The 22,610-nt window shown below is 45.3% G+C and carries 17 protein-coding genes; 5 read left to right on the forward strand and 12 right to left on the reverse strand.

Translation table 11 applies throughout. The annotated features are described in order from the left end of the window. Positions 1-12 precede the first annotated feature (12 nt). Both FDF36_RS03745 and FDF36_RS03750 read left to right on the forward strand, forming a co-directional pair. On the forward strand, positions 13-477 hold the full coding sequence (locus FDF36_RS03745; RefSeq protein ID WP_220390378.1) for an alanyl-tRNA editing protein: 465 nt from the start codon (positions 13-15) through the stop codon (positions 475-477). 243 nt (positions 478-720) lie between these two features. After that, on the forward strand, positions 721-1,149 hold the full coding sequence (locus tag FDF36_RS03750) for an Hsp20/alpha crystallin family protein (protein WP_220390379.1): 429 nt from the start codon (positions 721-723) through the stop codon (positions 1,147-1,149). A 95-nt stretch (positions 1,150-1,244) separates the two neighbouring features. On the opposite strand, the gene FDF36_RS03755 is transcribed toward FDF36_RS03750, so the two are convergent. From FDF36_RS03755 to FDF36_RS03785, 7 genes are all read right to left on the reverse strand, one after another. Continuing rightward, a complete protein-coding gene (locus FDF36_RS03755) occupies positions 1,245-4,313 on the reverse strand; it encodes a hybrid sensor histidine kinase/response regulator (protein WP_220390380.1) in 3,069 nt (1,022 codons plus the stop codon). An 88-nt stretch (positions 4,314-4,401) separates the two neighbouring features. Beyond that, positions 4,402-5,520: an ABC transporter permease gene (locus tag FDF36_RS03760; protein ID WP_220390381.1), complete on the reverse strand. Its 1,119-nt coding sequence runs from the start codon at positions 5,518-5,520 to the stop codon at positions 4,402-4,404. Beyond that, positions 5,517-6,617: an ABC transporter permease gene (locus FDF36_RS03765; RefSeq protein WP_220390382.1), complete on the reverse strand. Its 1,101-nt coding sequence runs from the start codon at positions 6,615-6,617 to the stop codon at positions 5,517-5,519. The genes FDF36_RS03760 and FDF36_RS03765 overlap by 4 nt, the downstream gene beginning before the upstream one ends. A 3-nt stretch (positions 6,618-6,620) precedes the next feature. Next, positions 6,621-8,081, reverse strand: a complete 1,461-nt coding sequence (locus FDF36_RS03770) for an ATP-binding cassette domain-containing protein (protein ID WP_220390383.1) — start codon at positions 8,079-8,081, stop codon at positions 6,621-6,623. Between the two features lie 13 nt (positions 8,082-8,094). Further along, entirely contained in the window at positions 8,095-8,991 is an 897-nt protein-coding gene (locus tag FDF36_RS03775; protein ID WP_220390384.1) for an HlyD family secretion protein, read from the reverse strand. Positions 8,992-9,030: 39 nt separating this feature from the next. Continuing rightward, a complete protein-coding gene (locus tag FDF36_RS03780) occupies positions 9,031-10,287 on the reverse strand; it encodes a TolC family protein (RefSeq protein ID WP_220390385.1) in 1,257 nt (418 codons plus the stop codon). Between the two features lie 280 nt (positions 10,288-10,567). After that, positions 10,568-11,728 (reverse strand): 6-bladed beta-propeller, encoded by a 1,161-nt coding sequence (locus FDF36_RS03785; RefSeq protein ID WP_220390386.1) that lies wholly within the window; start codon positions 11,726-11,728, stop codon positions 10,568-10,570. Positions 11,729-12,059: 331 nt separating this feature from the next. Here FDF36_RS03785 and FDF36_RS03790 point away from each other — a divergent pair, with 331 nt between their 5' ends. Further along, positions 12,060-12,947 carry a helix-turn-helix transcriptional regulator gene (locus tag FDF36_RS03790; protein ID WP_220390387.1) on the forward strand — a complete coding sequence of 296 codons (888 nt, stop codon included), beginning with the start codon at positions 12,060-12,062 and terminating at the stop codon, positions 12,945-12,947. A 108-nt stretch (positions 12,948-13,055) separates the two neighbouring features. On the opposite strand, the gene FDF36_RS03795 is transcribed toward FDF36_RS03790, so the two are convergent. The 5 genes from FDF36_RS03795 to FDF36_RS21505 form a co-directional block, all read right to left on the reverse strand. Beyond that, positions 13,056-13,352: a thioredoxin family protein gene (locus FDF36_RS03795; RefSeq protein WP_220390388.1), complete on the reverse strand. Its 297-nt coding sequence runs from the start codon at positions 13,350-13,352 to the stop codon at positions 13,056-13,058. A gap of 199 nt (positions 13,353-13,551) precedes the next feature. Continuing rightward, positions 13,552-16,782 carry a carbamoyl-phosphate synthase (glutamine-hydrolyzing) large subunit gene (gene carB / locus FDF36_RS03800; RefSeq protein WP_220390389.1) on the reverse strand — a complete coding sequence of 1,077 codons (3,231 nt, stop codon included), beginning with the start codon at positions 16,780-16,782 and terminating at the stop codon, positions 13,552-13,554. A 162-nt stretch (positions 16,783-16,944) separates the two neighbouring features. Continuing rightward, positions 16,945-18,021, reverse strand: a complete 1,077-nt coding sequence (gene carA / locus FDF36_RS03805) for a glutamine-hydrolyzing carbamoyl-phosphate synthase small subunit (protein WP_220390390.1) — start codon at positions 18,019-18,021, stop codon at positions 16,945-16,947. Between the two features lie 34 nt (positions 18,022-18,055). Beyond that, on the reverse strand, positions 18,056-19,939 hold the full coding sequence (locus tag FDF36_RS03810) for an amidophosphoribosyltransferase (protein WP_005793382.1): 1,884 nt from the start codon (positions 19,937-19,939) through the stop codon (positions 18,056-18,058). A 121-nt stretch (positions 19,940-20,060) separates the two neighbouring features. Next, positions 20,061-20,510: a glucosamine-fructose-6-phosphate aminotransferase gene (locus FDF36_RS21505; RefSeq protein ID WP_220390391.1), complete on the reverse strand. Its 450-nt coding sequence runs from the start codon at positions 20,508-20,510 to the stop codon at positions 20,061-20,063. A gap of 339 nt (positions 20,511-20,849) precedes the next feature. On the opposite strand from FDF36_RS21505, the gene FDF36_RS03820 reads away from it, so the two are divergent. Together FDF36_RS03820 and FDF36_RS03825 are read left to right on the forward strand one after the other, a co-directional pair. Beyond that, entirely contained in the window at positions 20,850-21,611 is a 762-nt protein-coding gene (locus FDF36_RS03820; RefSeq protein ID WP_220390392.1) for a glycerophosphodiester phosphodiesterase family protein, read from the forward strand. A 262-nt stretch (positions 21,612-21,873) separates the two neighbouring features. After that, on the forward strand, positions 21,874-22,428 hold the full coding sequence (locus FDF36_RS03825; RefSeq protein ID WP_022012619.1) for a DUF4251 domain-containing protein: 555 nt from the start codon (positions 21,874-21,876) through the stop codon (positions 22,426-22,428). Positions 22,429-22,610 lie beyond the last annotated feature (182 nt).

The following is a 22,610-nucleotide window of genomic DNA, read 5'->3' on the forward strand; positions in this document are numbered from 1 at the left end:
GCTCAGATAATCATGGAACAACAACCTCAACTCAACGACCACAACAAACAAGAGTATCCTCCCATGCATACAGCAGAGCATTTGCTCAATGCCACTATGGTAAAAACATTCGGATGTCCGCGTTCACGGAATGCACATATCGAAAAGAAAAAAAGCAAATGTGATTACGAACTTCCGGCTTGCCCAACGGAGGAGCAAATTCATGACATTGAAGAAAAAGTAAACGAAGCTATCAATCGCCATTTACCCGTCATCTGTGAGTTTATGACACACCAAGAGGCCAAAAACATTGTGGATATGAGTAAGCTTCCGAAAAATGCAAGTGAAACGTTGCGCATTGTTAAAATAGGAGATTACGATGCTTGTGCCTGCATCGGGCAACACGTAGAAAACACATCAGAAATAGGCATTTTTAAAATTATCAGTTACGACTATGCCGACGGAAAATTACGCCTTAGATTCAAACTGATAAAATAAGTATATAATAGTCTCGAACCATCAAGAGGTTTTAACAAAAGTTTTATTAAATCATAAATAGAGGAACAAATTGACAGAAAAACAGTAAATATGACATTACTTCCCTGACATTTAGTCAAATAAAGAAGATATATAGCACTGGAACAGATTTTGTAATTCTGATAACGAACAACGGTTCGAAAGAAAGAACCGGAGTTCAAAAATTAACCTGAATGTTTAACTAAAAAAATAGGAGATTTAATTATGATGCCTGTTAGAAGATCTCAGAATTGGTTACCAAGTATCTTTAATGATTTCTTTGATAACGAATGGATGGTAAAAGCAAATGCTACTGCACCTGCTATTAACGTAATTGAAACTGAAAAAGCCTACAAAGTAGAGTTGGCTGCACCGGGAATGACCAAGGAAGATTTCAACGTGCGTATTGACGAAGAAAATAACCTGGTAATTTCAATGGAAAAGAAAACTGAAAACAAAGAAGAGAAAAAAGACGGGCGTTATCTGCGCCGTGAGTTTTCATACTCAAAATTCCAGCAGACAATGATTCTGCCCGAAAATGTAGACAAAGATCACATTTCCGCACAAGTGGAAAATGGAGTTCTGAATATTGAATTGCCTAAATTGAGTGAACAAGAAGTGAAGAAGCCTGACAGAACCATTGAAATTAAATAAGCTCATTGAATTAGTAAAGCTCCCTTAATTCAAAGGGATTAAAGTTTACCCTGGAATCATCTCTCTATTAAAAAGAAAGATTCCGGGGTATCCTTTTATAAAGGAGGAGCCAAGGGATAACAATATTTGCGCAACACGGACATCAGTCTTGCCTTATCCACCGGTTTTACAAGATAATCATTACAACCGGCTTTCAATGCAGCTACCCTGTCAGAATCGAAAGCATGTGCTGTAAGAGCTACAATAGGAATACTCTTATTGAACTTCCGAATCTCAACTGTCGCCGTCAGTCCATCCATTACCGGCATTTTCATATCCATCAACAAAAGATCTATTTTATAATCTTTTACCATCTCCACAGCCTGCCTCCCATTCACAGCGTGAAGCAAATTATAATGTTTGGATAACATAGCCGATATCAGCAAATAATTACTCGAAATGTCTTCTACAACTAAGACTGTTCTTTTATCTAAAGACGAGTGCTGATTTCCAATGCGTATCAACTCATCTTCACCTGTATTCTGCCCAATGCAGATATTGGATTCCCGATGTGTCCGCACTTCCGGATCACAAGGAAAAACAGCCCAGAAAAGAGATCCTTGGTTATATTCTGATTCAAAACCGACATTTCCTCCCATCGATTCGGTAATTGCCTTACATATAGAGAGCCCAAGACCAGTACCTTGAGCAAATTCATCCAATTTCTCAAACCGGTGAAAGACCTTTTTCTTTTTCTCTTCCGGTATACCGATGCCAGTATCCTTTACATAAAAACGGATCCCGAAATCTACTACCTCGTACCCCATCTCAATAGTTCCTTGCGGAGTATATTTTATGGCATTAGTAACATAATTAGTTACTACTTGTGCCACACGGTTTCTGTCAAGTCTCACCCGACACACATTATAAGGATTCACTGCAACCAACTGCACTTTAGGATTTGTCATCCGTTGTTTCATTGAAGATGCCATACTGTCAAAATATTCCGCCAGATCAAATTCCTCGTATTTCAGTTCCACCGAACCGGATTCCAACTTCGACAAGTCCAGAATATCGTTAATAAGCTTTAGCAGCAATTCGTTATTAGTATTGATAATCTGCATATATTCTTCTTTATCAGCCTGCTCGTCCGAATTCATCAGTAAATCAGAGAAACCTACAATCGCATTTAGCGGTGTACGAATTTCATGACTCATATTGGCAAGAAAGGCTGACTTAAGTTTATCCGATTGTTCAGCCAGCAATTTTGCTTGCCTCAGTTCTTCGATCATTCTCTCTCTGTCAGTAATATCATCCACACGGATGACAACACCGTCTATCTCTTCACTTTCATTGAATACTGGAGTAGCCAATACCTCTATAATCCGGTTATTCTCCAGATGAAACTTGATCTTTTCCATCTGTCTCGATACCAAGACTTTGCTCAACACGCAGTTTGTACAAGGAGAAGTCCGATTATGGGCACTTTTATAACAACATTCTCCTTTCTTATAAGCCTCAAAGGAGAGACTGGATGAACAAACAGACACGTTCTCCCATTGTACCACATAGTCTGTCGTGATATAGGCCAACCCCGAATTAGTATTATTCAATACCAATTCATTCTGCCGGATAAGTTTATTCAGCTTTTCCTTATTCTTCAGCAGAGTCAACTCTGTCTGTTTGTAAGATTCAATGCTGATTGACATTCCGGAAACATACTGATAAGGACGATCATTGAGAATGGAGGTTTCAAGTACCCCGCGGGTTTGCCACCATTCATAATTTCCATCCCCTCTCAAGTCAGCACGGTATTCTATATCCCATTCACCACTATCCTGTTTAAGCACTGCATCCATTGTATCGACAAACCGTTTCCGATCATCAGGATGCACACATTCTGCAAACTTTTCAAATGAGTTTATATCCAAAGCATTCCGTCCAATCTTATCAAATCCTTCACCAAAGCTCACCCTTTGTTTCGAAGGTTCGTAGAACCAGGTATAAGCATTCATCACTTCCATTGACATAGAGAGCACTTTAGCACGACGTTTGAGATCATTCTGCAATTTCTGATCCCAACGGATATTAAGCAACAGACGTTTACTGCCATCATAGATAATATTCTTGCGTACGATGGCATCATAACTACGTCCGTCTTTCAGTATGATTCTTTCTACTCCAAAATAAGGTTTTCCGGTAGTGAAGACTTCCAAATCTGTTTTCTGCATGCGTTCTGCCTGTTCGCTATCCAGAATGTTACATACGGTTTCCCCTTCATAAGTACCAAACATCCGCATACTTTCTTCATTGCAGAAGACATAACGAAAATCATCTTCTACATCCTTTATATGGATGGGGAGCGGTATGCTATTCAAAATATTCTCTTGTAACAACTTACGCCTTTGCAACTCCGTATTATTTTTGCGAAAGCCCACATATTTAACTACCTTTCCATTCGTTCCTCTTTCGTATGGCGTACAGTTCAGTTTACAATATTCCCATTCGGATACATCGGACAACTTAATCCGAAGATCCATTTCATACAGGCAATCGCAGCCATTGAGCATATCCAATAGAATTTTCTCTGCTTTTTTCCAATCCTCCGGATGAATCTGTTTCTTATAATCCCCGATGGTGAGAGCTTTTGTCGAGTCGTAGTTATTAAGAGGTTCATTCTCTGCATAAAACAATTGAGTACGGACATCAAATTCCCATAACATCACCTCAGCAGCCTGCATGGCTAATGCTGTTTTTTGCTTGCTTTGCCGCAAGCTCTCTTGAGTACGCACTGCTTCAGTCACATCCTGCGCTATAAAAAGGAATTTATCAATCTCCTTATTTTCATCCAGAACTACCGATACTGTGATTTCAAAATAACTGATACCTGATAAAGTAGTCGGATAATGGGCTTTTGCCAGATCAAAATCATACTTGACAGTAAAACGGATATTCTCTCCTGCACGCAAACGTCTCTTCATTTCGACCGGAATATTCGGATTTTCAAATAAATTGATTCCCAACATATCCTGCTTATCCTTCACTCCCATCATCCTTAGTCCCACACTGTTAATCTCTACCAAGCGACCATCGCCATCGTACAGTTCCATTCCTACAGGAAGATTCTCATAAATGGTTTTCTGAAGACGATGAATCTGAGAAGGAGTTGATGTTTGTTTGCTCATTACGTAATATCTTAGTATATCTGTTTCTTTCTACAAAAATACACATAAGTTGCAAGCCAGCGTACATTTACAAAAATTTTTAAGTCTCTTAACCACTTTTCCGATAACTCCTCACTGCCCAAATATTGAAAAACAGCGCAAATGCCAGCAACGCTCCCAGTTGTGGCAACAAATCAATAAAACCACTCCCTTTGAGATAAACCATACGCATCACCTGCATAAAATATTTCAGAGGATTGAACATGGCTATCCATTGTGCCCATTCAGGCATACTACGAATAGGGGTAAACAGCCCGCTCATCAGAATCAGGATCAACATACAGAACCACATGACAAACATGGCTTGCTGCAACGTAGCCGAATGATTGGAAATAACCAATCCAAGACCGGATACAGCCAGAACAAATATAATTGAAAAACAGTAGATGACTCCAAAATGCCCCATAGGGAAAATGCCATAAAGCACCCACGCCAAAATAAAACAAAGGGTCAGGACAACAAAACCGATCAGCCAATAGGGAATCAATTTGGCAAGAATAAATGTAAACTTCCCAACAGGAGTTACATTGATCTGTTCAATCGTGCCGGCTTCTTTCTCCCCTACTATATTCAATGCAGGCAGAAAACCGCATAGTAATGTAAGCAACATCACCATCAGAGCCGGAACCATAAACAGCTTATAATCCAAATGGGAATTAAAAAGATTCTGAGTGAGAATGCCAATCCGGGGCAGATTTCCGTCGGCAGAGAAAGAGACGGTACCGTTTTCAGTCCGTAATTCTTCTCCATAGTCATTAACAATGGCAGACAGATAGGAACTTCCCAGCCCACCCTTGGTACCATTCACGGCATTGACAGCCAAAAGCACGTTTGTAGCACCGCCATTCACCCAATCCTTCTCGAAGCCTCTGGGTATCTCAAGTAACAGGTCGGCTGTTCCCGCTTCAATCGCCTCCATACCTTTTTCGTAAGAATCCGGCAAAGCAGTGGTCTGAAAGTAGGTTGAAGCCGTTATTTTATCCACCAGTCTGCGGGAAATAACCGAATGATCATTATCGATTATATTCATCCGGATATTTTTTATCTCAAGATTGGCCGCCCAAGGCATAAGAAGCATAATCATGCAAGGGAAGATAAATATCAACCTCGGCAGGAAGGAGTTGCGGAGCAACTGCTTGAATTCTTTCTCTATAAGATATTTAATCATAACCTGTTTTTGAATTTCTTGAAGCTTATTGTTATCAACAGAACTGCCATCAAAGCCAGAATACTGACTTCAGACCATACAAACGAGATGTCCACTCCCTCGATCATCAACTTACGTACAGCCTGAATATACCAGCGGGCAGGCAGTATATCAGAAATTAATTGCAACACCAAAGGCATACTTTCTATCGGAAATATCATACCCGAAAGCAGCATGGTAGGCATCATCAGCACCAAACCCGAGGCCAGCATGGCAGCTACCTGTGTCCGTGTCACCGTAGAGATAAGTAATCCCAGTGACAACGATACAAAAATGAAAAGCAACGACACCATAATCAGCCAGAACAGGCTGCCTGCCACAGGTACATCAAGCACATAGACAGAAAGCAACAGAATCGTCGTAAGATTGACAAATGACAATACAAAATAGGGAACTGCCTTAGCCAGAATAATAAACAGCGGTTTCACCGGAGACACCAACAGTATTTCCATCGTACCCGTCTCCTTCTCCCGGACAATAGAGATAGAGGTCATCATGGCACAAATCAACATCAGGATAAGCCCCATCACACCGGGTACAAAATTGTAAGCACTCTTCATCTGAGGGTTATAAAGCAGTTTCACATTGGGTACGACTGAAGGCACTGACATTCCGGGAGGAAGCATTTCCTGCCCGACAGCAGCAATCACTCCTGTGGCATAGCCGGCTTGTGTGGTAGCCATATTCGGATCCGTTGCATCGGAAACCAGTTGCACACGGGCATCACCTGTATAAAGGCGGTCAGCAAACTGCTCGCTGAAAACGAGTGCCATATCTATCTCGTTTTCCTGAAACGCCCTTTCCATCTCTTGCGGAGAATGCAAAAGGCACTTCACGAAAAAGTATTCGCTGGCATCCAGACGATCGATGATTTTGCGTGTGACGATGTCATTCGACGGATCGAGTACGCCCACTCGCACATTTTTCACTTCTGTAGTGATGGCAAACCCAAAGAGAATAATCTGCACTACAGGCATTCCCAGCAAAATCAACATAGTCCGCCGGTCACGGAATATGTGGAAGAATTCCTTTTTTACAAATGCTATAAATTGTTTCATATACTAATCAGCTTTACGCACTGCCTTACGGGCCAGTTGTTGGAATACATCATCCATCGTATCGGCATGAAAATGCGCCTTCAACCCACAGGGGGTGTCGAGCGCTTCGATACGTCCGTCCACCATGATAGATACGCGGTTACAATATTCTGCTTCATCCATGTAATGGGTAGTCACAAAGACCGTTATCCCCCGGTCGGCAGCCTGATAAATCAGTTCCCAAAACTGACGGCGGGTAGCCGGATCGACTCCTCCAGTCGGTTCATCAAGAAACACGATCCGGGGATCGTGGAAGATTGAAACGGAAAAGGCCAGTTTCTGTTTCCATCCCAAAGGCAGGCTTTTCACAAGTGTGTCACGCTCTCCGCTGAAGCCCAGGCGATCAAGAAGAGCATCTGTCTTTTCGGCTATTTCCCGATCCTGCATTCCGTAAATTCCGGCAAAGAGGCGGATGTTCTCCCACACTTTAAGGTCCTCATACAACGAAAACTTCTGGCTCATATAACCAATATTCTTCTTTACCTCTTCGGGGTGAGCCGCTACATCAAAACCCGCTACCCGCGCTATGCCCGAAGTAGGCTTACTCAGTCCGCAAAGCATACGCATAGCAGTGGTCTTCCCTGCACCGTTTGCTCCGAGAAATCCGAAGATCTCTCCACGGTTTACCCGAAAGGAGATATGATCGACCGCGGTAAAATGACCGAAACACTTGGTCAATTGATCCACCTCGATGGCAAAATCGTTTCCGGCATGCACTTCCGTACGTTCCAGACCGGGCGGGCAAAGAATATGGCTGAAACGTTGCAGGATACGTTCCGGCACATCGATGCCTTGTATCTCGCCCTCATTGATAAAAGCGATACGGTCGCATTGACGGGCTTCGTCCATGATCGGAGTGGAAACAAGAATTGTGATACCTTGATCCTTAAGATGCCTCAGCATTTCCCAGAACTCCTTGCGCGAAACAGGATCCACACCGGTAGTCGGCTCGTCCAGAAAAAGAATCTCCGGCTTATGAATCAACGCACAACTCAAAGCAAGTTTTTGCTTCATTCCCCCGGATAAAGCTCCTGCCCTGCGTTTACGGAAAGGCTCTATTTGCTGATAGATATCTTTCACCAGATCGTAGTTTTCACGAATGGTCGTATGAAACACGGTAGCGAAAAAGTCAAGATTCTCCTCCACTGTCAGATCCTGATAGAGCGAAAAGCGTCCGGGCATATATCCCACTTGTTGCCGGATTTGTTTGTAGTCCTGCACCACATCGAGTCCGTTCACTGTAGCTGTCCCGCTATCGGCCAGCAACAATGTGGTCAGTATCCGGAAGAGTGTACTCTTGCCTGCTCCGTCCGGTCCGATAATACCGAATAACTCGCCGGGGTTGACAGCAAAGGTAGCACTTTTCAGGGCTTCTATCTCCCCGTAACGTTTCGTCACGTCATTTACAGATACAGCTGGTTTCATAAGCAGGCATCATTTATAACTTCACTCCTCCGTACATACCTATCTTCAGAAGTCCATCGTTCTTTACCGCTATCTTAACGGCATACACCAGATTGGCACGTTCTTCTTTCGTCAGAATTGTTTTAGGAGTAAACTCCGAACGATCTGAAATCCATGTCACGACACCCGGATATTCCTTACGCTCGTCTCCCCCATAATCGGAAAAGACCGTCACCCGATTGCCAAGCTTGACTTGTGAAAGTTGTTCGGAAGTGATATAGGCACGAAGATACATCTGATCGATATCTGCCACCTTAAAAAGAGGTTTACCCACAGCAGCCAGCTCCCCGGCTTCGGCATATTTTGCCAATACAGTACCACTGATAGGCGAAACGACGTGACACTTCGCCAATTGGTCTTCTACTTGTGCCACCTGAATTGCGACTGATGATCCTTGTTCCGTCAAACTGTTCGTACTGTTCTGTAAAGACGACATCTGAGCCGTAAGCTGTCGTTCGAGCAATGCGATCTGTGCCTCCCAATCATCCAATTGCTTCTGATTGGCGGCTCCGGCTTTCAACAGGTTTTCCACACGTCTCTTCTCTCTCCGGGCGGTAGCGATCTGCTGCCGGGTAGCAGCAATCTGTTTGTTGACGTCCGGACGTTGGCTTTCAACCGACTTCATGCTGGCCTGCAATTGCAGTTTTTTCAGATAGAGTTGTAGCGTATCGATCAGCCCTACTTCTTCGCCGGCTTTCAGCCGGGTACCTTCTTCAACATGAAAGTACAAGAGTTTCCCCGAAGCCTCGGCCGAAACCAGTACTTCCGTAGCTTCAAAAGTTCCCGTGGCATCATAATCCGGAGTTCTGCTTCCACAAGCGGAAAGTAAAGCCAGTAAGTATAGACATCCTATAAATTTCATTGATTTCATAACTACTATTCTATTTTTTGTTTCAGTAATAAGAGAAGTTTAGTTATTCGTTGTATACTTCAGTTGGTACATGTTCATCAAGAGCTGTACTTCATGCAGCGCCTTGGTTTGTCGCGCCAGGTTCTCGGAAGTCATATCCCGAAGCATATCGGTTACGGTCATGGTACCATTGGCCACTTTGGCTTCCGAGGCTTTGCGGATATTGGTCCGCAAACGGATAATTTCGTCATCGTCCGCCATCTGCCGGTGTACACTCTCTACGGCACTCCCCTGCTGGGTTGCCTGAAGGCGGGTATTAAACAGAAACACATCCCGGTTGCTGTCCAACAGCTGACGATTGGCAGCTATCACCCGCCGGTCGTTGCGCAAAGTATACAAACTGCCGAAGTTCCACGACAAGCGGACTCCTGCCACATAATAAGGCGAGAATTCATTTTTCAGCATATTGAGTCCCGGATTACCGTATGCTCCCTGCACGAACAGTCCGAAACGCGGCATCAGCTGAGTTTTCAAAGCTTCTTCCTGCACTTGTAAACGTCCGTTTTGCGCATCAAACCATATCAGCTCCGGACGGTTATTCGCTATCACCGGTATATCCCATTCCGGCACCGGTTTCTGCAAAGAGATCCTGGCAGGCATCTCTTCGCCTGTCAGCAATGCAAGCATAGACAGGTAGGCCTGACGAGAAGTGGTCAGTTCTATCCGCTTTTGCCGGGTATTAAGCTGTTCCACACTGACAGCATCCAGATCGGCCTGACTGGCTATGCCATTCTCAATGTACGATGAAATCTGCTTATGGGTACGTTCCAGATCTTCCTGGAAGAGTTGGTTTTGCCTTAACTGTTCGTCCAGCAACAGAATTCCGAAGTACACTTGATTCACCCGCTCGGTAAGCGCATACATATCTACGTTCAATTTCTCCCGGTCCACATCCGACGATGCCTTGACCTGCTCTTTTCTCGAACGAATCTCACCTCCGTCCCAGATGTTCTGTTTCAGTTCCAGCATCACCTGATACTGGTCTTTCGGCAAACCTTTGATATCTACTCCGGGAACCTGTATGGGCAACTCTGTAACCTCACTCTGCCAACTGGCCTTACCCGAAAGGGTAAACTGAGGCAGATAACCTTTCGACGCATTGGCCAGATTATATTCTTTTGTCTTCTCTATCAACCCATACTGCCTTACCAGCGGATAGTTTTCCCGGGTTTTCCGTTGACACTCTTCAAGGGTGACCTGCCCATACATCAGCAGGGCAAGCAGGGAAAAAGACAAAGAAAAGATAACTCGTTTCATACTTCTATTCCTATTAATTTTTCTTTTCGACAAAGATAGGGAATAAGAACACGCAACCAGGTTCCGATTGTTTGCAATAATGTTCCATTAGTTCGATTCTTTAAGATAAATCAAATGCCTGCCGTGAATTTATCCGAGTTTGCGAAAATCAATGACCGAACAAAATAAACCCCGGAAGATGACTCTCCCGAGGTTCCATAGTTAGAAATACTTTTTTCTAAATCAACATTGCCATAAGGGTGTGTCGAAACTCCGTGCTGAACGATGACATCCCCCCTCTTTATTTCTTAACCTTTCCGATAAACAGAACATTATTATCGTTTTCATTCAAAGTAGCCGCCAGTTCCTTGAGTTTCTGTTCATCCGAAGCGGAACATTTGCCGGAAGCGATATGTTTCTCTATCTTTTCAATCAACTGTCCCGGTTCCAGACTCTGTATAAAGTATCCACGATAAAAACTGTGACCCGGAGCCGGAATAGGAAGGTTACCGTAAAAGTCGTTCACAAGGCGGAAATAAGAAGAAGCATTCTTCTCAGTATCCACCAAGACATCTCCACCTCCCGCTCCCTTATTGCCCCAGTAGGTGACCATGAAATGATGGGGCAGTCTGTAATATAGATGTATCGGCTTCTCATTCATATTCGGGAAAGTCATCGTGAATCTGGGCAACAACTTATTTCCGGCGGGATCGTAAGTGAAAAGAGTATCTATACCGGTATGGAAGAAATCGAAATCGTCACAGTTCCTATAGGAGAAAACCTCTCCGTCGAAGTTCATCACCTTCGTTGCAGCAGTTGCCGGAATTTGGTTCAGTATATTCCCTTCGGTATCCACCCTGAAAGCAAGGGGCTCACCTTCCTCGAAAGGCATGTGTACAACAGATAAGCTTCCGTCTTCATTCACCCATATTTTCGCTTTATTAATTTGCATGGGAAGCGGAATATCTTTAATCCATTGCCCGTTGATATCATACATCATGATTCTTTTCCCCACAAAAGGTGTGAAGAAGATATGGCCGTTCTTCTCATCAATGCATTCATCGTAGAGGGTGGTGTCATATTCACCGGGACCGCTTCCTACGGAACCGACATTATACAGGAACTTACCATCCCTGTCAAACAGTTTAAACACATCCTGGTTTCCCTGGCGGATACCGATATGCTTATCGGTAGCATTGATAAACCAGGCTTTGAAGTATGCCTCTTCGGAGGTTTCAAAACGAACGATGCGACAGTCTTCCACAAACTCGCTGAGCGGCACTTCTATCGTGTCTTTTACAGCCGATAAGTCACATATCGTCAGTTTGTTTCCGTTGTTTTCGACAGTAGTTACGCTTCCATCGTTTGCTTTCATAACTTTAGGTTCCTTGGTGGAAGTGTTGCAAGCGGACAGGCATCCCAGCAACAAAGCGGAGGACAGGAGTAGATAAGTGGTTTTCATGCAGAATTGTATTTAAGTTATTTATTACTAACAAATATACGAATAGTTCGTAACCCCGGATTGTTTGTACGGATAAATTTGATTCCGATTAGATTATATTAACTGTTTCGAAACAAACTCCACACTACGGTCCGTCCTTTATCACCCCAATGACAGCGACAGTCTTCCGCCCGGTCGGGATGTCAGGCTCCGGTCCGGATGTATCTTTTCGTTCGGGGAAGCATGTATTAAATTTCGTTCTTTTATTGGATAAAATATGCTATTCTTTATATCGCACCCGCTTATAAATCGTATATTTTACCTAAGTTTGCCGTGTGATAAAAACAGATTTATGGAAAAGAACAAACCTCTGGAACTGGCGCTCGACCTGCTGAAACACAGCAATATCGTATGCAATAACGAATATCGTTTTGTCACATCCGATTTCGGTATTGTCATCAGCTTTGCCAATATGGAAAGCCACCTATTCCGTTTAGGACAGCCTTACCGGCTGAAGGAAGGAAGAATTATCCGGGGACTACGCGGCAAAGCCCGGATCACAATCAATCTGATAGAGTACAACATATATCCTCAGACCATTGTCACATTCCTTCCCGGTTCCATCATTGAACTTTTAGAGTTCACACCCGACTACGACTTTCAGATGATCGCAGTCGATAAAGATTTCCTGCCACTGCTCCGAAGTGACCAGTTCTTCGAATCGCACGCACGACAAAACCTTGTTACGCAGGTAACGGATACCGAATGGAAACTGTCAGATGCATATTTCACACTGATATGGGACACTGTTCATGAAATCCCTTTCCGTCGGGAAGTGGTACAACATCTGCTTGCAGCCCTGTTGCACAATATAAAGTATATACGTACAGAAAAAGCAAATGACACTTCCCGCAGGTTTTCACATCAGGAAGAGATATTCTGGCGATTCATCGCATTGGTGAACGAATTCAGCAAAAGCGAACGCACCGTGGGCTTCTATGCCGGCAAGTTATGTCTGACCCCACGTTACCTGAACACACTGATCCGGCAGGTCAGTCACCAGACGGTGATGGAATGGATCAACCAGTCCGTTATTCTCGAAGCAAAAGTGTTATTGAAACACAGTAATCTGCTTGTTTACCAAATCTCGGACGAACTGCATTTTCCGAATCCTTCTTTCTTCTGCAAGTTCTTTAGGCGAATGACAGGAATGACTCCACAGGAATATAAAAAAAGGTGAATTCACAATGATAGCATCATATGTTACTGAATAGCGCATAAACAAACTACCCGATACAGCGCAAGCTACATCGGGTAGAAAATACAAAACGGTACAATCGGCACTTTATTATTTAAACTCTTCCAATACCAGTTTAAGTTCATCGATGGTCAGTTCTCCCACTTGTCTCCACAATTCGTGGCCGCGCTGCAAGAGAATAAAAGCCGGGGCCGTCTCAATATTGAATGAATCTGCCACTGCCTTGTCTTCCACGATATTCACTTTAATCACCTCGGAAACTTGTTTCTCGTAAGTCCGTACTACAGGTTCCAGCCATTCATAATGGGGAGACCAGTCTGCATAAAATTCCACCAGCACCAGACGATTCGTTCCGGATGCGGCATCCAATTGCTCTGCTATATTCATTATTACACTCTTTATTGATTTATATGTACTCTCAACAACAGGCAGCAGAAAAAGTTCCGGTTTTCAGGATTGTTAAGCAAAAGTGAATGTACCGGAAGACTCACCACAGATTAACCGATGCCACAGATTCATAATTCAAACCGATTTATATCTTCTCCGTGCATTGTGTCTGCCAATCTGTGGTGAAGCCCTAAAGTCCTTACTTATACTCTTCCCACGACTTGATCGCTATATCGTCAATGTCCATCGTGCAGAACGCATTGATAAACGCGCTCGCCAAGCGGGCATTAGTAATCAGCGGGATGTTGAGGTCGATGGCGGCACGACGGATCTTGTAACCATTGTCCAGCTCACCGGCAGTCAGATTCTTGGGAATATTGACCACCATGTCGATCTCTTTCTGATGCAGCATCTCGAGTGCCTGGGGATGCCCCTCTTCACTGGGCCAATAAACACGGGTGTTCTCCACACCATTCTCGGTAAGGAACTTGCTGGAACCTCCTGTCGCGAAAATATCATATCCCTTCTTCTGCAACATACGGGCCGCCTCGAGCATATCCACTTTCTGCTTCGGTGTTCCGGTAGAAAGCAGGATCTTCTTCTTCGGGATGCGATAGCCCACGGAAAGCATAGCCTTGAGCACGGCACAGGAAGTATCGCTGCCAATGCAACCCACTTCACCGGTCGAAGCCATATCCACTCCCAATACAGGGTCGGCTTTCTGGAGGCGGTTGAAAGAGAACTGGCTCGCCTTGATCCCAACATAATCGAGTTCGAACAGATTCTTCTCCGGCTTCTCAACAGGCAGGCCGAGCATGACTTTCGTGGCAAGTTCGATAAAGTTGATCTTCAATACCTTGCTGACGAAGGGGAACGAACGGCTGGCACGAAGATTACACTCGATCACCTTTATATCATTATCTTTAGCCAGATACTGAATGTTGAACGGGCCGGAGATATTGAGCGCCTTAGCTATCTCACGACTGATGCGTTTAATGCGACGAACCGTCTCTACATACAACTTCTGCGGCGGGAACTGGATAGTGGCGTCACCGGAATGTACTCCCGCAAACTCAATGTGTTCGGAGATTGCATAAGCGATGATTTCACCGTTCTGTGCCACAGCATCCATCTCCACCTCCTTGGCATGTTCGATGAACTGGCTGACCACTACCGGATGCTTCTTCGATACGTTGGCCGCCAGTTGCAGGAAGCGTTCCAGCTCTTCTTGGTTGGAACATACGTTCATTGCCGCACCGCTGAGCACATACGACGGACGGACAAGCACAGGGAAACCTACCTTATCGACAAACGAGTTAATGTCCTCGAGTGAAGTAAGGGCACGCCACTCCGGTTGATCCACTCCGATACGGTCGAGCATGGCGGAGAATTTGTCGCGGTCCTCGGCATTGTCGATGCTCTGGGCGGATGTTCCGAGAATGTGGATGTTCTGGGCATCGAGACGCAGGGCGAGATTGTTAGGTATCTGGCCGCCGGTGGAAACAATGACTCCGTGCGGATTCTCCAGTTCAAGGACATCCATCACGCGTTCGAACGTCAGTTCGTCAAAATAAAGCCGGTCGCACATATCATAGTCGGTCGATACGGTCTCGGGATTATAGTTGATCATCACCGAACGCCATCCTTCCTTACGGATCGTATTAAGCGCCTGCACCCCGCACCAGTCGAACTCTACGGAAGAACCGATCCGGTAGGCACCCGAACCGAGAACGACAATGGAACGATGGTCACCCAGGTAAGTGACGTCGTTGGCTGTGCCGCTATAGGTCAGGTAAAGATAATTGGTCTGTGCCGGATATTCGGCAGCCAGCGTATCGATTTGCTTCACCACGGGAACAATGCCCAGGCTCTTACGGTAATTGCGGACATAAAGACTGCCGTCTTCCATATCGCCTTCGTAGCCGATGGCACGTGCAATCTGGAAATCGGAGAATCCCTGACGCTTGGCTTGCTTGAGCAGGTCGGCAGGCAAGTCGGCTATCTGCTTATGATTGTTCCCCCACTGATGGAGTTCCTCAGAAGTATCCATGATATTCATCAATTTCTGGAGGAACCATTTGTCGATCTTGGTCAGTTCGTGCACCTGATCGATAGTATATCCGGCACGGAAAGCCTTCGAGATGACAAAGATACGTTTATCGGTCGGTTCGTGCAGTGCTTTGTCGATGTCGGGGATAACGAGTTCCTTGTTTTCCACAAAACCATGCATCCCCTGTCCGATCATTCGCAAGCCCTTCTGAATCGCTTCCTCAAAAGTGCGGCCAATGGCCATTACCTCACCGACGGACTTCATCGAAGAGCCGAGTTCCTTGTCCACACCGTGGAACTTACCGAGGTCCCAACGCGGAATTTTGCAGACTACATAATCGAGTGCCGGCTCAAAGAAGGCGCTGGTGGTTTTCGTCACAGAGTTCTTCAGGTCGAACAACCCGTAGCCAAGTCCGAGTTTTGCGGCCACAAAGGCAAGCGGATAACCGGTAGCCTTGGAAGCCAGGGCAGACGAACGGCTCAGGCGGGCATTCACCTCGATCACGCGATAGTCTTCACTTTCGGGGTCGAAAGCATATTGCACGTTACATTCTCCCACAATGCCGATGTGGCGGATGATGCGGATGGCGAGCTCGCGCAGTTTATGATACTCCTTATTGGTCAGGGTTTGTGAAGGAGCTATCACGATAGACTCACCGGTATGGATGCCCAGCGGGTCGAAATTCTCCATATTGCAGACCGTGATACAGTTATCAAAACGGTCACGCACCACCTCGTACTCCACCTCCTTCCAGCCACGGAGGCTCTTCTCAACCAATACCTGCGGAGAGAAGGAGAAAGCTTTTTCCACGAGTAGGTCCAGTTCTTCTTCATTGTCACAAAAACCCGAACCCAATCCGCCCAGTGCGTAAGCTGCACGGACAATGACCGGATAGCCTAATTCCCGGGCAGCACGACGGGCGTCTTCTGCGTTCTCCACCGCCTCGCTCTTGATGGTCTTCACATCGATCTCGTTCAGCTTGTCGACGAAAAGTTCACGGTCCTCGGTGTCGATAATGGCCTGTACGGGAGTTCCCAGAACTTTCACATTATATTTCTCCAGAATCCCTTCGCGGTAAAGGGCGACTCCGCAGTTCAATGCCGTCTGTCCGCCAAAGGCGAGCATAATGCCTTCGGGACGTTCCTTCCGGATCACCTTCTCCACAAAGTAGGGTGTCACGGGAAGGAAGTATATCTGGTCGGCCACGCCTTCCGATGTCTGCACGGTAGCGATGTTGGGGTTGATCAGGATGGTTTCAATGCCCTCCTCTTTCAGGGCTTTGAGTGCTTGGGAACCGGAATAATCAAATTCACCGGCCTCACCGATCTTCAAGGCACCGGAACCAAGCAGCAGTACTTTCTTTATATTGTTTTCTTTCATTATTATAATGTTTTTGAGTTTGGTTTACCACAGAGTAACACAGAGTTCCACAGAGATTATTTTCTCTTAACATCTTATAAACAAGAAATTAAAACTCTGTGAGACTCCGTGTTACTCTGTGGTAAAACAGATTCGTTTCTATCTCTTTATGCAGAATATACTTTAGAGCAACTTCACGAACTCGTCGAAGAGGAACTCCGTATCCGTGGGTCCGCTGGCTGCTTCCGGATGGAACTGTGCAGAGAACCAGGGATTCGTCTTATGGCGTATTCCTTCGTTAGAGCCATCATTCATATTGATAAACAGCGGTTCCCAGTCGGTGCCAAGTGTATTATTGTCTACCGCATAACCATGATTCTGCGAAGTGATGAAACAACGTTCCGTGCCAACCATGCGTACCGGCTGGTTGTGGCTGCGATGCCCGTATTTCAGCTTGTATATCTTAGCCCCTCCGGCTTTGCTCAGCAACTGGTTACCCATGCAGATACCGAAAATAGGTAACTTGGGATTCTGCATCGCTTTACGGATGTTCTGCACGGCAGCATCACACGTATCCGGATCACCCGGTCCGTTGGAGATGAAGAGTCCGTCGAACTTCAGATGATTGAAATCATAATTCCAGGGTACACGGATCACTTCCACATCCCGGCGAAGCAGGCAACGGATAATGTTCGTCTTCACACCGCAATCCACAAGCACCACTTTCTTCTTGTCCGCCCCCTCGTTATAACGGATCACCTCTTTGCATGAAACCTTGTCTACGTAGTTCACTCCACTGTATACAGCTTCCGGAGCACTCTCCGGTTCATCGTCAAATACGATCCGTCCCATCATCACCCCATGTTCACGCAACACTTTGGTCAGCTCACGGGTATCGATCCCTGTAATGCCCGGCACCTGCTCACGCTTCAGCCAGTCAGCCAGACTCTCAACGGCATTCCAATGACTGTATTCCTGTGAGTAATCGCTTACGATAATAGCTTCGGCATGGATGCGTTCGCTCTCCATAAACGTAGCCAGTCCGTTGGGCTCTATGCTAAAAGGAGGTACACCATAGTTGCCCACCAGCGGATACGTCAGTGTCATCAACTGCCCCGCATACGAAGGGTCGGTCAGACTCTCCGGATAACCGGTCATGGCGGTATTGAACACTACTTCACCTGCCACGGGCTTTTCGTAACCGAACGACTTACCGTGGAAACGGCTCCCGTCGTCAAGGACCAAAGTCACATTCTTCATTCTTATCTTTTCTTTATTTAAGTTCACCTTTCTTTTAAAATTGGTACACCTGCTCGATGTAGTTAATAAATGCTTCGTTCAGCAGCTTCACCCCGCCCGGTGTAGGATAGTTGCCACTGAAGTACCAGTCTCCCGTATGATTGGGACACGCCTCGTGCAGCCCCTCGAGCGGCTGATAGACAATCTGCACTTTCGCTTTCGTTCCTTTCGGCGTCAGCAGTTCCACCATCTTCTCCGAAATCTCCTCATCGGTGAAAGGAGCATAAATATCCTTCACATAGTTTACCATCTGCTCTTTCGGCAGTCCCACCTGATCTTTCGACTTCCGGTAAGCCGATGCGATCACATCTTTCATATCCCGGTCCTTCAGCAATTCAATTGCAGCTTTAAAGGCGATGAATTCGGACATCTTCGCCATATCAATACCGTAATAGTCGGGATAGCGAACTTGCGGAGAAGAAGAGACGATGACTATCTTCTTCGGTCCCAGACGGTCGAGGATACCGATAATACTCTGTTTCAGAGTAGTACCGCGAACAATGCTGTCGTCGATAATCACCAGATTGTCGATACCGGAACGGAGACTGCCGTATGTGATGTCATATACGTGTGCTGCCAAGTCATTCCGGCTATTGCCCTCGGCAATGAAAGTGCGCAGTTTGATATCTTTGATAGCCACTTTCTCCGAACGGATACGGCGGGACAGAATCACTTCCAATTCATCGTGATCCGGATGATGTCCCAGGCTCGCAATCTGCCGCACCTTCTCTTCATTCAGATAATTGTCCAACCCCTGAAGCATACCGTAAAATGCCACCTCTGCCGTATTCGGGATGAACGAGAAGACGGTATGGTCGAGGTCATTATCAATCGCTTTCAGGATGTTCGGAACCAGTTTCTCACCCAGTTGTTTTCTCTCCTTATAAATATCCGCGTCACTGCCTCGCGAGAAGTAGATCCGCTCGAACGAACAGGCTTTCTTCTCCCGTGCCTTATTGATCTGTGCCGTACGCAACTTTCCCTCTTTACTGATCAGGAGGGCCTGTCCCGGCAGTAATTCCCTGATTTCTCCTATCGGAACATTGAGTGCCGTCTGAATGACCGGACGTTCGGAAGCAAGCACCGCAATCTCGTCATCCTGATACCAGAACGCCGGACGAATCCCCCACGGGTCACGCAATGCAAAGCTCTCTCCGCTACCGGTCAGTCCGCACATCACATACCCCCCGTCCCATTCTTTACTCGACGTGCGCAACACGTTGGCAAGGTCGATGTGGTCCTCAATGTAATGCGTCACGCCCATGCCGGTCAGGCCTTCAGCCTCAGCCAGGTTAAAGAGACGTTCCACTTCACGGTCGAGCCTGTGCCCCACTTGTTCCAACATAATATACGTATCGGCATACTTACGGGGATGCTGGCCGATGGCCGTGATACGGGCAAAAATTTCATCCACATTGGTCATGTTGAAGTTGCCGCAAAGAGCAAGATTCTTCGCCCGCCAGTTATTTCTTCTGAGAAACGGATGAACATAGGATATCCCGGATTTTCCGGTAGTCGAGTAACGCAGATGCCCCATATAAGCTTCTCCGGCAAAAGGCAGTGTCCGTTTGGCAAACGCGGCATCGTGCAACTGTTCTTTGCTCAGATCCTTGAAGTTACTTTGTACTGTCTCAAATATCTCGGTGATGGCACCGGAACCCAATGCCCGCTCACGGAACATATACTCCTCACCCGGATTTGCTTCCAGTTTCACACACGCCAGACCGGCACCTTCCTGACCACGGTTATGCTGCTTTTCCATCAGCAGATAGAGCTTATTCAGCCCGTACATCCACGTTCCGTACTTCTTTTCATAGTACTCCAGCGGTTTAAGCAAACGTATCATGGCAACGCCACATTCATGTTTCAGTTGTTCCATCTATTCTCTTATTTAGCAGTTTACGCGAATCAAAAATTAAAGGACTTATCATTTTTCCCAAGAGTTCAAACATAACTGCTCCAACTCCTGATTCGTATTATTTATACATGGGTCATTGAACTCACTCCATAGTCACACTCTCTTCCTTTATCCCGGTCGCTTCATCTTTCCTGCCTTGCAACAGTGTGTCAGAAAAAGCCTCTCTAATTATCAACGAATCAGAGTACTTTAATGTTTCCGGCCTCACAGCACGAGAAACCGTTATCTTACAAAACTTATGCATCGGGCGGAAAGAAGAAAAGGAATAAACGGGTACCTCTGTATAGGTACTGTTACGGAAGATGTAACTTTGGGATGGAAATTCTTGGAGGATAACGGTGGGAGTCTCGATAATGCCGTCAGAAGCAAACACGAACGTTTCGCCTTGCGGCCGATATACATTTAACAGCTGGTTGTCGTTGATGATCGCTACCCCGGCGCTGTCGTATCCGCGATACTTCAGTCGCTTCAGCCCCTTGATAAGGATGGGGTAGGCTTCTCTCTTACCAATGTAGCCTACGATTCCACACATATTATCCTTTTTTGTTTTCGCGTGCAAAGATACACAATCTATATGACATAAAGATAAGCTTTCCTATAAATATTTGACATAAACGTACAAAAAAGTTGTTTTAATACCAAAACGTTAATTAACGCAATATTTCAATCTCAAAAAGAAAGAATTCAAAATCGTTTAACGATAAAATGGAAGCATTTCTCTTACCCATACTCCCATTTTCGGTACACAGGAATGTATTGTAAAGAGATTTAAAAGAAATTTATAGCTTTGTTTAACGCAGATTAGCATCCTTATCCTGCTGATTTGCGTTACTTTTTTATATCTTTGAAGGCGAACCAAAAACTGAAATATATGAAAATTAAAAAACTTCTGTTTGCCTCTGCCCTGCTTTTTTCAGCATACAATGCCGCTGCGCAAACCCAGGTCATTGCACATCGCGGATTCTGGAAAACCGAAGGTTCTGCGCAAAACAGTATCGCCGCCTTGCTAAAAGCCGACTCCATCGGATGCTACGGTTCGGAGTTTGATGTATGGCTGGCAGCCGATGACCAGTTAGTGGTCAACCATGATCCCACATTCAAAGGGAAAAGGATGGAAAACTCACCTTCCACCGCACTGACAGCCATCAAACTGGATAATGGGGAGAGCCTGCCTACCCTTGCCAAATACTTGAAAGCGGCACAACCGCTACACACCCGGTTGATTCTTGAGCTGAAAGCACACAGCACCCCACTCCGCGAAACGAAAGCCATCGAAAAAATCGTTGCCCTGGTCAAAGACATGGGACTGGAGGAACGGATGGAATACATCACCTTCTCCCTGCATGCCACAAAAGAATTTATCCGCTTGGCTCCGGAAGGCACTCCCGTCTACTATCTTGACGGTAACCTGTCACCCAAGGAGCTGAAAGAATTAGGATGTGCCGGGCCGGACTATCATTACACCGTATTCCGCAAACATCCCGAATGGATCCGGGAATGCCATGATTTGGGCATGAAAGTGAATGCCTGGACTGTGAACAAGACGGATGACATGAAATGGCTGATCGATCGAAAAGTAGATTTCATCACCACCAATGAACCGGTACAACTGCAAAATCTGTTGAAAAAATAAATCTCCGTATCCAATCATTTTTTTAATTCTCCCTTGAGTGAGTACACGCCCGCTCAAGGGAGTTTTTTCAATCCCGACTTCGTGTCTCATAGCTACAAAAACCATTCCGTATCTATTTAAAATGTTACTTTTACGATTCAGCATACCATATTTACAATTTAGCAACTACCGTTTACAGTTCAGAAAATAAACTTGAAAAAAAATAAAGCAAACGTTCTATCTTTGGGCAAAAGAAAATATATAACTTAAAAAAATTAGAATCATGAAAAAGTTATCAGTATTACCGGTGTTGCTGTTATTCGTTTGTCTGGGAAATGTACAGGCACAAACAGCAAAAGAAATGACACGTAAACAAAAGAAAGCTGAACAGGAATTACTGGATCAAGCATTATTTGATGAAGCCAAACAGGCAATTACCATGAAAAATTTCATTTTAGAGGCCGACCATGTGATATTTAAGTACGGTACATCGGCCTTCGTTTCTTCGAATACAAATTTTGTAGCAGTAAAAGATGACAAGGCCGTGGTTCAGGTAGCTTTCAACATACCCGTTAGCGGTCCTAACGGTTTGGGTGGTATCACCGTCGAAGGTAGTACCTCCAACTACAAACAGACTACCGACAAAAAAGGAAATATATTCGTATCAATGAGCGTAATGGGAACCGGAATATCCGCACAAGTAAACATTCGCTTGGACAAGGGAAGTAATAATGCGTCGGTAGATATAAGTCCGAACTTCAATTCAAATCGTTTCACACTAACCGGAAGTTTACTTCCTTTGACTAAAGCTAACGTTTTCAAAGGTACATCACTTTAAGGTAAAAAGATTGTTTTCAGGCCATAATCAAGTATTGAAATAATAATTACATTACCCCTAAAAGTGAATTACCGGACGGAATTACGGAATAAGAGAATAACGCCAGTTTCCGCATAGGCATTTGTTTATACTATTTTCCGAGAAACAAGAGGTTGCCCAAAACCATTGTGATATTTTGTGCC

The sequence above is a fragment of the Bacteroides fragilis genome, assembly GCF_019583405.1.
Classification (GTDB): domain Bacteria; phylum Bacteroidota; class Bacteroidia; order Bacteroidales; family Bacteroidaceae; genus Bacteroides; species Bacteroides fragilis_B.

What these genes read in the sequence shown, in the direction of transcription:
- FDF36_RS03745 (WP_220390378.1), top strand. Translation starts at nt 13, where the DNA reads ATGGAACAACAACCTCAACTCAACGACCACAACAAACAAGAGTATCCT.
- FDF36_RS03750 (WP_220390379.1), top strand. Translation starts at nt 721, where the DNA reads ATGATGCCTGTTAGAAGATCTCAGAATTGGTTACCAAGTATCTTTAAT.
- FDF36_RS03755 (WP_220390380.1), bottom strand. Translation starts at nt 4,313, where the DNA reads ATGAGCAAACAAACATCAACTCCTTCTCAGATTCATCGTCTTCAGAAA.
- FDF36_RS03760 (WP_220390381.1), bottom strand. Translation starts at nt 5,520, where the DNA reads ATGATTAAATATCTTATAGAGAAAGAATTCAAGCAGTTGCTCCGCAAC.
- FDF36_RS03765 (WP_220390382.1), bottom strand. Translation starts at nt 6,617, where the DNA reads ATGAAACAATTTATAGCATTTGTAAAAAAGGAATTCTTCCACATATTC.
- FDF36_RS03770 (WP_220390383.1), bottom strand. Translation starts at nt 8,081, where the DNA reads ATGAAACCAGCTGTATCTGTAAATGACGTGACGAAACGTTACGGGGAG.
- FDF36_RS03775 (WP_220390384.1), bottom strand. Translation starts at nt 8,991, where the DNA reads ATGAAATCAATGAAATTTATAGGATGTCTATACTTACTGGCTTTACTT.
- FDF36_RS03780 (WP_220390385.1), bottom strand. Translation starts at nt 10,287, where the DNA reads ATGAAACGAGTTATCTTTTCTTTGTCTTTTTCCCTGCTTGCCCTGCTG.
- FDF36_RS03785 (WP_220390386.1), bottom strand. Translation starts at nt 11,728, where the DNA reads ATGAAAACCACTTATCTACTCCTGTCCTCCGCTTTGTTGCTGGGATGC.
- FDF36_RS03790 (WP_220390387.1), top strand. Translation starts at nt 12,060, where the DNA reads ATGGAAAAGAACAAACCTCTGGAACTGGCGCTCGACCTGCTGAAACAC.
- FDF36_RS03795 (WP_220390388.1), bottom strand. Translation starts at nt 13,352, where the DNA reads ATGAATATAGCAGAGCAATTGGATGCCGCATCCGGAACGAATCGTCTG.
- carB (WP_220390389.1), bottom strand. Translation starts at nt 16,782, where the DNA reads ATGAAAGAAAACAATATAAAGAAAGTACTGCTGCTTGGTTCCGGTGCC.
- carA (WP_220390390.1), bottom strand. Translation starts at nt 18,021, where the DNA reads ATGAAGAATGTGACTTTGGTCCTTGACGACGGGAGCCGTTTCCACGGT.
- FDF36_RS03810 (WP_005793382.1), bottom strand. Translation starts at nt 19,939, where the DNA reads ATGGAACAACTGAAACATGAATGTGGCGTTGCCATGATACGTTTGCTT.
- FDF36_RS21505 (WP_220390391.1), bottom strand. Translation starts at nt 20,510, where the DNA reads ATGTGTGGAATCGTAGGCTACATTGGTAAGAGAGAAGCCTACCCCATC.
- FDF36_RS03820 (WP_220390392.1), top strand. Translation starts at nt 20,850, where the DNA reads ATGAAAATTAAAAAACTTCTGTTTGCCTCTGCCCTGCTTTTTTCAGCA.
- FDF36_RS03825 (WP_022012619.1), top strand. Translation starts at nt 21,874, where the DNA reads ATGAAAAAGTTATCAGTATTACCGGTGTTGCTGTTATTCGTTTGTCTG.